Annotated in this window: 8 protein-coding genes; 5 read left to right on the top strand and 3 right to left on the bottom strand. The window is 41.0% G+C overall.

The genetic code is table 11. From position 1 onward, the window contains the following. Window positions 1-13 precede the first annotated feature (13 nt). The 3 genes from W7W_RS21675 (at window position 14) to W7W_RS0104330 (ending at window position 4,273) form a co-directional block, all read left to right on the top strand. The gene (locus W7W_RS21675) at window positions 14-1,666 is read left to right on the top strand and encodes a purine-cytosine permease family protein (protein ID WP_010662615.1); all 1,653 of its coding nucleotides are present in this window, start codon (window positions 14-16) and stop codon (window positions 1,664-1,666) included. A gap of 123 nt (window positions 1,667-1,789) precedes the next feature. Next, on the top strand, window positions 1,790-3,286 hold the full coding sequence (locus tag W7W_RS0104335) for a mannitol dehydrogenase family protein (protein WP_025006769.1): 1,497 nt from the start codon (window positions 1,790-1,792) through the stop codon (window positions 3,284-3,286). Between the two features lie 108 nt (window positions 3,287-3,394). After that, complete coding sequence (locus W7W_RS0104330; RefSeq protein WP_025006770.1) at window positions 3,395-4,273, top strand: carbohydrate kinase family protein; 879 nt, start codon at window positions 3,395-3,397, stop codon at window positions 4,271-4,273. 152 nt (window positions 4,274-4,425) lie between these two features. Here W7W_RS0104330 and W7W_RS0104325 read toward each other — a convergent pair whose 3' ends face one another. Next, window positions 4,426-4,890: a magnesium-dependent phosphatase-1 gene (locus W7W_RS0104325; protein ID WP_081485156.1), complete on the bottom strand. Its 465-nt coding sequence runs from the start codon at window positions 4,888-4,890 to the stop codon at window positions 4,426-4,428. A 263-nt stretch (window positions 4,891-5,153) separates the two neighbouring features. Between W7W_RS0104325 and W7W_RS0104315 the strand changes: the two genes are divergently transcribed. Next, window positions 5,154-5,819, top strand: a complete 666-nt coding sequence (locus W7W_RS0104315; protein ID WP_025006771.1) for a hypothetical protein — start codon at window positions 5,154-5,156, stop codon at window positions 5,817-5,819. 207 nt (window positions 5,820-6,026) lie between these two features. Here W7W_RS0104315 and dcp read toward each other — a convergent pair whose 3' ends face one another. Continuing rightward, window positions 6,027-8,147 (bottom strand): peptidyl-dipeptidase Dcp, encoded by a 2,121-nt coding sequence (gene dcp, locus W7W_RS0104310; RefSeq protein WP_010662609.1) that lies wholly within the window; start codon window positions 8,145-8,147, stop codon window positions 6,027-6,029. A 189-nt stretch (window positions 8,148-8,336) separates the two neighbouring features. Between dcp and W7W_RS0104305 the strand changes: the two genes are divergently transcribed. Next, window positions 8,337-9,389: an NAD(P)/FAD-dependent oxidoreductase gene (locus W7W_RS0104305; RefSeq protein ID WP_010662608.1), complete on the top strand. Its 1,053-nt coding sequence runs from the start codon at window positions 8,337-8,339 to the stop codon at window positions 9,387-9,389. Between the two features lie 1,324 nt (window positions 9,390-10,713). Here the strand turns inward: W7W_RS0104305 and W7W_RS0104295 are convergent. Next, the gene (locus tag W7W_RS0104295; RefSeq protein ID WP_010662606.1) at window positions 10,714-11,280 is read right to left on the bottom strand and encodes an REP-associated tyrosine transposase; all 567 of its coding nucleotides are present in this window, start codon (window positions 11,278-11,280) and stop codon (window positions 10,714-10,716) included. Window positions 11,281-11,893: the final 613 nt, after the last annotated feature.

Here is an 11,893-nt window from a genome sequence, read left to right as displayed (position 1 = left end):
TTGCAAAAATAAATTGCATGGGGGGAAACATTTCGCCGGATTATATGCCGGGGAACATGTTGCGGCAACAGAATTTGTAATCGGAGCAACTTTTGTTACTCTTGGTGCGAGTACCCGCGACATCTTATTCGGACTACTTATCGGGAATATTCTGGCTGTATTAAGCTGGACTTTTCTCACCTCACCCATCGCAGTTCAGACCCGCCTGAGCCTATATACTTACCTTAACAAAATTGCAGGTGACTCAATGACTAAACTTTACAACTGGGCAAATGCAATAATTTTTACAGTAATCTCTGCCGCTATGATAACAGTCTCATCATCGGCAGTGCGATTTTTGTTTGGCATTCCGGCACAATTAAACTGGTATTCAACGAACATGTGGTTCATTTTAATTGTGCTTGCTGTTGGCTTTATAGTAGTTCTGGTTGCCATTTATGGTTTCAATACAGTGGCCGATTTCAGCACGATATGCGCCCCCTGGCTGTTCACTCTGTTTGTAGCCGGTGCGCTGGCATTGCTTCCTGCCCTTGCCAATTCTGTCATCGGTACCACATCCATTTCAAGCTTTAGCGAGTTTGTCCACATCGGCGACCAATCTGTTTGGAGAGGAGTAACCGTTACCGGCGAACAGGGAATTGGGTTATTAGAGGTCATTGGTTTTGCCTGGGCAGCGAATACCATTACCCACGTAGGTCTTATCGATATGGCCCTCTTACGTTATGCCAAAAAATCAAGTTATGGACTTTATTCCAGCTTTGGTATGCTCTTCGGACACTATATTGCATGGATTGCTGCCGGAATAATGGGTGCCGGAGCCGGAGTTTTATTAAACAAACCTGTTTTGGAATTAGATCCGGGTGATGTAGCCTACTATGCCTTAGGTGCTTCAGGTTTTGTGATCGTGCTCGTTGCCGGATGGACTACAGCCAATGCCAATTTGTATCGCGCAGGACTGGCAGCACAGGCAATATTTAAAAATCATTCACGCAGAAAAACAACCATGGTGGTTGGAATTTTTACCGTAATAACTGCCTGTTTCCCATTCGTTTTTTCAAAAATGCTTCCGATGCTTACTTTTGCCGGCTTACTCGTGGTACCGGTGGGTGCCATAGTTTTTGCAGAACATTTTATTTTCCCAAAAATTGGGCTTACAAGGTACTGGGCCTATTACCAAAGACTAATTACCAGCAAACCCGCCATTATATCATGGATCGCAGGGCTTATACTCGGATTCGGACTCAACTATCTGAATGTAATGTCGTTTTATTATCTTTTTATCCCAACCTGGTTCTTTACACTAATTTTATATACACTGCTGGCAAAGATGAATGGTGCCTCAAAAAAATACACTGAAGAAATAAAGGAAGAAAAGCAATTACAGACTGACATTTCAACCTACCAGGAAGAAAAAGCCAAACACGAAAAAGTACAATTAAAAGACACCTCGACTTTTTCTAAAGTCTTGAAATACTTCTCAATATCCTGTCTCGTTGTAATCTTAGCAATGGCAATTGCAACCATGTTTTACAGCCCGGATATGGAAATCTATAACTTCAACAAGGCTATCTTTCATAAATATGCATTTGTATGCACAGTCGGGTACTTTGTTTCTGCATACTGGAAGCTCCGTCGGGAAAAGAACCTTAAAACAGTGAAGGAATAATCAGACGGCGATTTTTCTTTAACTCTTCCCCACAGAGATTCAACGTTAGAACAAATATTATTCAATAACTTTTCTTGCCAATAATTCCAAAAATAAAGGAAGGCAAGAGCAAAAATGAAAAAAATGAAAACTTCAATATCTTTAAAACAAGAGAATTTAAGCCGATTGTTGCCCAATGTAAAAACACCTTCTTATGACCGCGACAAAGTAAAAACCAGCATCGTTCACATTGGTGTAGGGAATTTCCATCGCTCGCATGAAGCTTTTTACACAAACGAGTTAATGGAGCAATCCGGAGTTTTGGATTGCGGAATTTGCGGGGTAGGATTATTAGACCACGATCGCAAAATCTACAACATCCTGAAAGACCAGGATGGTCTTTATACGCTGGTCACCAAGGAGCTTGATGGTTCCCTGAATGCCAGAGTTATTGGCTCAATTGTAGAATACATATTTGCACCTGAGAATCCCATTGCCGTTATCGAGAAAATGGCAGATCCGGATATTAAAATCATCTCACTTACTATAACCGAAGGAGGGTACAACTTAAATGAAGGTACCGGCGAATTTGACTTCAGCAATCCTGTAATTGTGGAAGACATGAAAAATCCTATGTCTCCAAAAACTGTCTTTGGATATCTGGCCCAAGCCATGAAATTACGCATGAATTGCAACTCCGGAGGGTGTACCATACAATCGTGTGACAACATCCAGGGGAATGGTGATGTAGCAAAAAAATCATTTTTAAACTATGTTCAAAAAGCTGAGCCTGAATTGCTCCCCTGGATCGAGGAAAATGTTTCTTTCCCCAATGCAATGGTCGACCGCATTACGCCCGTTACAGTGGCAGAAGATATTGAGAAATTGCAGGAAAAGTTTCTAATTGATGACCAATGGCCGGTGGTTTGTGAGCCTTTTATCCAGTGGGTGATTGAGGATGATTTCAAAGCAGGAAGACCGGAATGGGAAAAGGTGGGCGTTCAGTTTGTTGAAAATGTAGTGCCGTTCGAGAACATGAAACTGAGGTTGCTAAATGCAGGGCACTCCGTTTTAGGCATGCTTGGTGCCTTGCATGGTTACCGCACCATTGATCAGGCTGCACGCGACAGCGATTTTAAAGTTTTCTTACGGGCATTTATGGATGAAGAGGTGACCCCAACACTTGGAGATTTGGGCGATATCAATCTCAAAAAATATAAAAACAGCCTCATTGATCGCTTCCGGAATATTTACATCAAAGATTTGATTGCGCGGATTTGCCTTGAAAGTTCGGCGAAGTTCCCCATTTTTTTACTGCCTACAATTAAAGCACAGCTTAAAAACGGTGGGAATTTTGCCAGAGCTGCATTTGTGGTGGCTGCATGGTGCAAATACAATGATGGTATTGATGAAAATGGCAACACGTATGCCATTGAAGATGCAATGAGCAACGAATTAATTCGTGCTGCGGCCCTGTCTCATCAAAACCCAATTCGCTTTTTGGAAATTGAGCCCGTATTTGGTGATCTTGTTAACAACAAAGCTTTCGTTGATGCTTTTCTTTCCTCCCTGGAAAAACTCCGGAACAAGAATGTAAAAGATTGTGTAAGAGAAATCAATGCAGGGTTTAACGAACATTGATATGTGAATTCTTTAAATCCTGAACGAGCGAGAAGCATTGGAAAGAAAGCCAACTCCTCCTTTATGGAAGGCCGGTTCCACAATTCTAAAATGTTAAAAATTATTCTTATGAAATCAATAGTTTGTTTTGGAGAAGTATTATGGGATATGTTGCCAACAGGGAAAAAACTCGGTGGTGCTCCTTTAAATGTTGCACTCCGGGCACAATCCCTTGGCAACCAATCAACAGTAATCAGCGCCATTGGCAACGATAAAAATGGGAAAGAGATTATCGATGAAATGAAAGCATGTTCCGCCAATCTGGATTATATTCAGACAAGTGAAAAATACTCAACCAGTATGGTTTCGGTTCATTTGGACGATAAAGGATCGGCATCATACGAAATAAAAATGCCCTGTGCCTGGGACGACATTAAACTTTCGGAAAAAGAAATCACCCTTGTTAAAAATGCGGATGCTTTTATTTACGGAAGCCTTATTGCGCGCAAAAAAACATCGCGCAACACTCTAATGGAATTGTTGAATCATTCAAAATTTAATGTTTTTGATATCAACTTGCGTCCTCCCCATTATTCGATGGAAACACTTCTAAATCTGATGAAATATGCCCATTTCATAAAATTCAATGACAGTGAAATTTTTGAAATTTGCACTGGTCTTGGACATATTCCCGATTCGTTGGAAGAATGCATGAAATTTATTGCGAAAAAGACAGATACCAGTCAGATTTGTGTGACCCGTGGTGAAAAAGGAGCATTATTGTTGAAAAACGACGAGTTTGTCAACAACAAAGGCTATCAAGTAACCGTTGCTGACACGGTTGGTGCCGGGGATTCTTTTCTTGCAACCCTCATCAGCGAACTTCTGAATGGTTCCAAACCACAAAAGGCCATTGATCTCGCCAGCGCAATTGGTGCTATTGTGGCTTCAAAAAGCGGTGCCATTCCCCCTGTCTCAAAAGAAGAAATAAGGGCATTTGTTAGATAATCCGCTCTAACCAATTCCAATAAAAAATCCCACTTCTTTTTGAGGTGGGATTTTTTGTAGAAATTCAACTTCCAGGATCTTTAAACCAAAGACTTTTATTAACTGGATGGCACCGGGCGGTTTAATTATGGCGTAAAATTCATGCCTGGAGTTTAAAGCACCAATTGCTCTTCTACCAATTGAAGAGACAAACCATTTTCAACATAGATGGCCTGAACTCCCAATGCACCTACTTCGTGGATGTTTCGCATTTCATCATCGAAAAACACCATATTGGAGTAAGAAAACCCGGTCTGTTTTTTCAAGACATCAAAGTGTTTGATTTTGCTGACCGGGTAGATCTCCTGGTAGGGGAAAAAGTGGTCTATTTCGAAAAGCTGCAGCAATTGCATGGCCCATGAAGGAGCTCCTGTCCTTGAAGCTAAAGCCATAGGGATATTATTCTCCTCTAAACGGTTTAATATTTCCAGAACATCGGGATACAAAACAATGCGACTTCCGTACGAGTCTTCCACATGACGATTAACCCTTCGGTATGGTGGATTGGTATGGTCGCACCAAGTTCCACCAGCATCCCACAGGGTAAAATCCAAATCGAAAACAAATAGTTTTTGCATTCGGCAAAATTAGAAAAAGCTAAAAATTAGATGGTATCTAAAAAGAAAATAAAATTAGAAAAACAGATTAAATCCTTGCTACCGCAAGCATTGTTATTTTTTATCAAACATAGCATATGGCATTATCGCACAGAAAATTTGAAACTTTTAAACAACCTCAAAAGCAATTATCAAGATAAGACAATCCTGCTTTTTTGGTCAATTAAAGGGCACTTAGTATTTTTACATAAAAATATTCTATTCCTAATTTGAACCCTTTACCCATGAACTCAAAATTTTTATTTCCCTGCACCACAGTCCTAACCATCCTTTATCTTACTCTTTTTTCTTTTCAGAACATATCGGCTCAGGAAAGCTCAAACACAAAATCAAAACTTCCGAAAACCTTTCTGGGAGCTGGTTTTGGAATAAACGATTACGGCATTGGTGTTGGACTGGAACACGCAGTCAATAATAACTTTTCAGTTTACGGAACAGGTGGTCTGAGCACCTGGGGACTGCGAGCTACCGGCGGCCTTTCCTGGTACCCTAAAGAAAGTGGCTTTGGTTCTTCTATCAGCATGGATATTTCCTATTCTTCAGGTATGGAAGAATTGGAAACAACATTGGAAACTTCAGGATATAATAGTGGATACGGTGGGTATGGCGGGTACGGATATGGATACCAGCCTATTGAAGACAATGACAAAGAGGTTACGCTGGATCTTTTTGCTTACAGCACCATCAATTTACTATATTCATATAATCTAAAAGTTGGTACCAGGTCAAAGTTTGTATTTAGCGGAGGGTTCTCTATCCCACTGGAAGATAATGTTTACCGGGTTAAATCAGGCCATTTACTCACAAATAACTCTAAGCGTTTTATCAATTTCATGGCTCCTGGCGGAATTATTATTGGAGTAAAGTTCATGTTGGGAATTGATGACTAATATCAATAAACCATAAGAGAAGAAAATTGGTCAAAAAAAAAAACCGAAGTGATTCTTAATTCACTCCGGTTTTCCTTTTTTTAGCATTCTATCGCAAACTGAGATGACTCAAGCTTAATAAGCTGAGTTTTCTAACCTTCTAACTTCTAACCTCTATCTTCCAGCCTCTGCTTCTGCCTTCTGCCTCTCAACTAAGCAACTAACTCCTTACAACAGTCCCCGATGCTTCAACATCGGTTCAATGTCAGGTTCGCTTCCACGGAACTCCAGAAACATCTTATTGAAGTCTTCCGTATTTCCGCGTGAGAGAATCAACTCTCTAAAGCGCTGACCATTTTCGCGGGTCAATCCGCCATTTTCCTCAAACCAGGCATACGCATCGTTGTCGAGCATTTCGGCCCACAAATAAGCATAGTAGCTGGCAGCATAGCCATGTCCCCAAAGATGCAGGAAGTAGGTAGAACGATAACGGGGGGGGATTTGATCCAAATTGAGGTTAATGTTTTCCAGTGCCTGCTTCTCGAAAGCATCCACATCATCAATATTCTGGTCGGGTGAGATAATGTGCCACTGCATATCCAGTCCGGCAGCTGCCAACACCTCGGCAAGGGCATATCCCTGATTAAATTTAGAAGCTTTCACCACTTTATCGACCAACTCCTTCGGCATAGGCTCACCGGTTTCGTAATGCACCGCGTAATTGTTGAATACTTCGGGATACAAAGCCCAGTGCTCATTGATTTGAGAAGGTAACTCCACAAAATCACGGGCTACATTGGTTCCCGCCAGACTTGGATAGGTCTGGTCGGCCAGCAATCCGTGCAGAGCATGTCCAAACTCATGAAACATGGTCGTCACATCGTCATAACTGATAAGCGCAGGTTCTCCTTCAGCAGGCTTTTTAAAGTTGCAGACATTGTAGATTACCGGTTTATGGCCAAGTAACTTTGACTGCCCCACAATTTCACTCATCCAGGCACCACCAGATTTATTGTCGCGTTTATAAAAATCGGTATAAAAAAGTCCGATCGTACTGCCATCCTCGTTGAACAACTCGAACACCCGCATATCGTCGCTGTAAACAGGAATATCGTGACGCTCCTCGAAGCGGATACCATACAGCTTCGAAGCAGTATAAAACACCCCGTTTTCCAACACACTATTCATCTCGAAATAGGGCTTAATTTCACTTTCATCGAGGTCGTATTTCGCTTTCCGCACCATTTCGGAGTAGTAGTTCCAGTCCCATGGCTTCAACTCAAAATCACCGCCCTTTTGCTTTATTACCTTCTGAATTTCTTCAGCCTCTTTTTCAGCCTTTGCCACTGTCGCCGGAACCAGTTCAGCCATAAAGTTATTGGCCGCTTCCGGTGTTTTAGCCATCTGGTCTTTGAGATTCCACTCAGCATAGTTTTCGAACCCCATCAGCTGCGCCTGTTCGGCACGAATCAGCGCAATCCGCTTAATGATGTCACGGGTATCGTTCTCGTCGCCACGCTGGGCACGCAATAGAGAATGCTCAAAAAGCTGTTTACGTGTCTCGCGATTGTGAAGCGAAGCCAGCATTGGATGTTGCGTGGTATTGTGCAACGGCAATACATAAACCGTTTTGCCCTCCTCCTCGTGTTTCAGAGCATCAATTTCACTATCCAACAAGCCGTCCAGCATATCCCTGTCTTCTACTTTCAGCGCACCTTTCTTCGCGGCCGCCAACAATCGGTTGGCATACTGAGCACTGAGCAAAGCCTCTTCTTCATTGAGCTTACGCATCTTCTCCTTGGCTTCGGAAGACAAATTGGCCCCTGCCAGTTCGAATTTCTCGTAATAAACCTCCACCAGTCGGCGCGATTCAGCATCAAGATTCAGTTCATCCAATTGATTATAAACAGTCTTAACGCGTTCAAAAAGTTTATCATTCAGGTAAATCGCATTGTTCAGACCGGCCATTTTAGGAGCCATTTCCTCTTCCACTGCCTGCAGTTCAGGATTGGTATTGGCGCCTGTCAGCATACCAAATACCCCGTAAACACGGTTCAACGTCTGCCCGCTCTTCTCCAGTGCCACCAAAGTATTTTCGAACGTTGGCTCATCATTGCTATTGGCAATGGCTTCAACTTCTGCCAGTTTCTCATTGATTCCGGCTTCCAGGGCCGGTTTAAAATCACTGTCTTTGATTGCCCCAAAATCGGGCGCCCCATAGGGCAACGTACTCTCTTTCATTAACGGATTGTTTTTCAAAGCCTCATCCTCCTGATGAGCACTTTTGCCATTGCCACAGGCCGACATAATCGTTGCCAGGGCAATGGCTGTGATAAAATTTCGGTTCATTTGTTTTTTATTAGATTTTAGGATATCTCTTTATTTCATGCGAAAAAATACCATCCCAAAGAATGAAATGCCGCACAAGAACATGACAGCGAAAGTAGGATTTTTTTTTGAGTTGCATGAAGATGACAATAGAACATCCTTTCAATATCAAAACCATTTACCCCTTTAAATGTTTCCTCTTTAAAAAAATTGAAAACACTAATCATAGGACAAGGGCTGGCCGGAACAATATTGGCTTTTAAGCTTCTTCAAAAAGGGTACGCCATTACGGTTATCGATGACAACAATCAGCAAAAGGCTTCACTGAAAGCCGGGGGAATGGTAAACCCGATTGTTTTCAGACGAATGACCAAATCCTGGTTGATTGACGATTTGTATCCTGAATTTTTAAGAACAACTCATGAATTAGAGGACTTTCTAGGCCAAGAATTTTTCTATCCAACACCGATACAAAGAATTTTAGGTCCCGGAGAAGATCTTTTTTGGAGCAGGAAATACAAAGAAAACGGATTAGAGAAGTATATTGATCCCCGAATATCTTACGCCCCCATTTCACCATACATTAAAACTCCCAATGGATATGGGACGGTTCATAAAGGCGGCTGGTATGATATCCAGACTTTAATTACGTGTTTCAGGCAATATCTGGAAACAAATGGATTACTCATTCATGAAAATATTGATATCAGCAAAGATTTAAAGACAGATGATAATGAGGTTCGCTTCAATAACCAAACATACCAAAAAGTAATACTGTGCCAGGGGAGTTTTAACAACGACCAGCAACCATTTAACCGGGTAAAATACAGACACACAAAAGGTGAAATACTGACCCTTAACAGCCAGGTCTACAACCACAAAGAAATCATCACAAAGAATCTCTTTATTTTGCCCATACATAACCAAAAATATAAAGTAGGTTCAACTTATGCATGGGAATACACCGATACGAACATCACAAATGAAGCGAAAAACGAAATAATTAAGAAACTTGAGAAGATTAGTAACTTCCCCTTTTCCATTATTCATCAGGAAGCCGGCATCCGGCCCACTACACATGACAGACGACCGGTAATTGGATTTCTTAAAAACCAGCCAAACATTGGAATATTGAACGGCCTTGGTTCTAAAGGCCTGCTCCTAGCTCCCTGGTCAGCCAATCAACTGATACAAAAAATCGAGAACAACAACTTTCAAATTCACCCGGAGGTTGATGTGGAGAGATATTACAAGGAGAAATAGGAGGTACGGTTTTGGTGGTTTTTTTGCTGACTGACGAGGATGAACACCGCATTTACCGACTTGTGCGGGGGGAGTTTATTTACGTTTCTTCCAGAGTTTGGGGTTTCTGCTGGTATGTTGAATGGCTAAAACATAAATAGCTCCATCTTCAACAATAAAGAATATTCCACAAGGAAAACGTTCGATTAAAGCCCTATGAATATTCTTATACACCAGCTGAAAATGTTTTGGAGGTTCTTTCGAATGGCATTAAGTTTTGCATCTAAAGCCAATAAAAACTCATTCCCCCGCTCGGCGAAGTTTGCAACTTCGTCGAATGACCTCCTGTAGTCTCCAGACTACCATTTTAAACAGTCTTTGCAGGCAAGCTCAGGATATCTACCTCCAGATAATTACTTAAACCGGCATAATTTCGAGCAGATGAATATAAATAATCTTCAGGATTTTGAACAATTCTTGAGCGTACCGGATTGTTATGGATATAATCAATTTTCTGTGTTATAAAATCGTTAGAATATAACAATATGGCATGATTCTCATGAGTCCAAAACTGATAAGAGTTATTTCGCTTGTGTTGTGACTCTGCTCGTAGAAATAAAGGGAGCAACCAGTCACGTCAGCTTTCGGTCTGTAAGTTTATAGCTTCAACAATTTTCTTACTTGTATATTTTTTGATATCCCTAATGCAGGCACTTAAGTTTCCTTCGCTACTATTGGCAACCAGATGTACTTGATTTGACATTATCACATAGACAAATAATTGAAAACCTTTGTTTTTCATTGCAAAGTCAAAACTATCCAATACGATATCCCGATAAATATCCCCCCGGCTCGGCGAAGTCTGTGACTTCGTCGTTTCCCACCTGTAGTCTCCAGACTACCCCCGCTCGGCGAAGTTTGCAACTTCGTCGAATGACCTCCTGTAGTCTCCAGACTACCATTTTAAACAGTCTTTGCAGGCAAACTTAAGACATCTACCTCCAGATAATCACTTAAACCGGCATAATTTCGAGCAGATGAATATAAGTAGTCTTCAGAATTTTGAACAATCCTTAAACACACCGGATTGTTGTGAATCCAGTGAGAAAATATCAACCCAATTTACCACCTGAAAAGTTAGGAAGTACAATCCATTTTGATCTTTGATTTGATAGCCGGTAGACATAAAATTTTTTTTACCTTTAAAGTAGAAAATATCCGGCTCCCATCTGGCTGTTTAAGGTGGAAATATGACCAATTTAATCGTGATTTTTTCTGAGGTAGTTAAAAACTACAGCGGTTTAAACGACAAAGTTGCAAACTTCGCCGAGCGGGGGGTTTTTAACTACCGAACAACTATAACTGGTAACACCAATGGCTCGATATCCAAAACTGCTGACAAAGATGCATAATTTCTGGAACTGGAATACAAATAATCTTCTGGATCCTGAACAACCATAGCCCTTACTGGATTATTATGAATATATTGAATTTTCTCGGCTATAAAATCAGGGCTATAAAGATAAACAGCATGGTTCTCATGTGTCCACACTTGATATTGTGAATTACGTTTATGTTTTTGAGCTGCATACTGAAAACAGTTGAGCAACCATTCTCGTCTACTTTCTGCATTTGACAGAATAGCATCAATTATCTGCTTGGAGGTATATTTTTTAATGTCTCGAATAGTGTTACTTAATTGTCCTGTACTGCTTTGCATAATCAAATGAACATGATTACTCATTATCACGTATGCAAAAACCTGTAACCCCTTGTTTTCAATAGCATACTTCAAACTATCTATAACAATATCCCTGTATACAGGACGAGTAAATATATCGACCCATTCTACGACTTGAAATGTTAGAAAGTATAATCCCTCCTGATCTTTGATTTGATAACCTGTGCTCATTTTGGAAACATTTTACCTTTAAAGATAGAGATTATTTGCTGTCTAAAGTTAAAGATCAATCGTAACATCATCTGTTGTAGTTAAAAACTACAGCGGTTTGAGCGACGAAGTTGCAAACTTCGCCGAGCGGGGAGCAACTCGACCCGGAGACCCGAAAAAATTTATTCTTCCTGATTGACAACGTCATCCAGAACTTTAAAACTAAACAGGCGTACAGTTAGTTGTCAAAACAACAAGATAGATATTGAAATTTTAGGCGATGAAGTTACCGCTCAGCTATGCCACTTTTTGAATTTACGAAATCCCGGTTTCAGGAGATCAAAGAATTGGAGCGAAGCGGAAATCAGCGAAGCTAAACTTCCCCGAGCGTGGTTCCCATCTGTCTGGTTAAGGTGGAAATATGACCAAGTTTAATCGCTATTCTTTCTATGGTAGTTGAAAACGACAGATGTATGAACGACGAAGTTGCAAACTTCGCCGAGCAGGGGGTAGGCAAAGAAAATCAAGACTGAGCCAGATTTCACTCTAAAAACTACGGTTTTTAGGCTTACCTGCCAAGGTCGGTTCCCTACAAGCCCGACAGCCTTATTTAAATAATTATATAGGAAAGAGT

The sequence above is a fragment of the Marinilabilia salmonicolor JCM 21150 genome (assembly GCF_000259075.1).
GTDB lineage: Bacteria > Bacteroidota > Bacteroidia > Bacteroidales > Marinilabiliaceae > Marinilabilia > Marinilabilia salmonicolor.
Note: the sequence above shows the minus strand (reverse complement) of the source record. Positions and strands in the feature narration are given on the sequence as shown.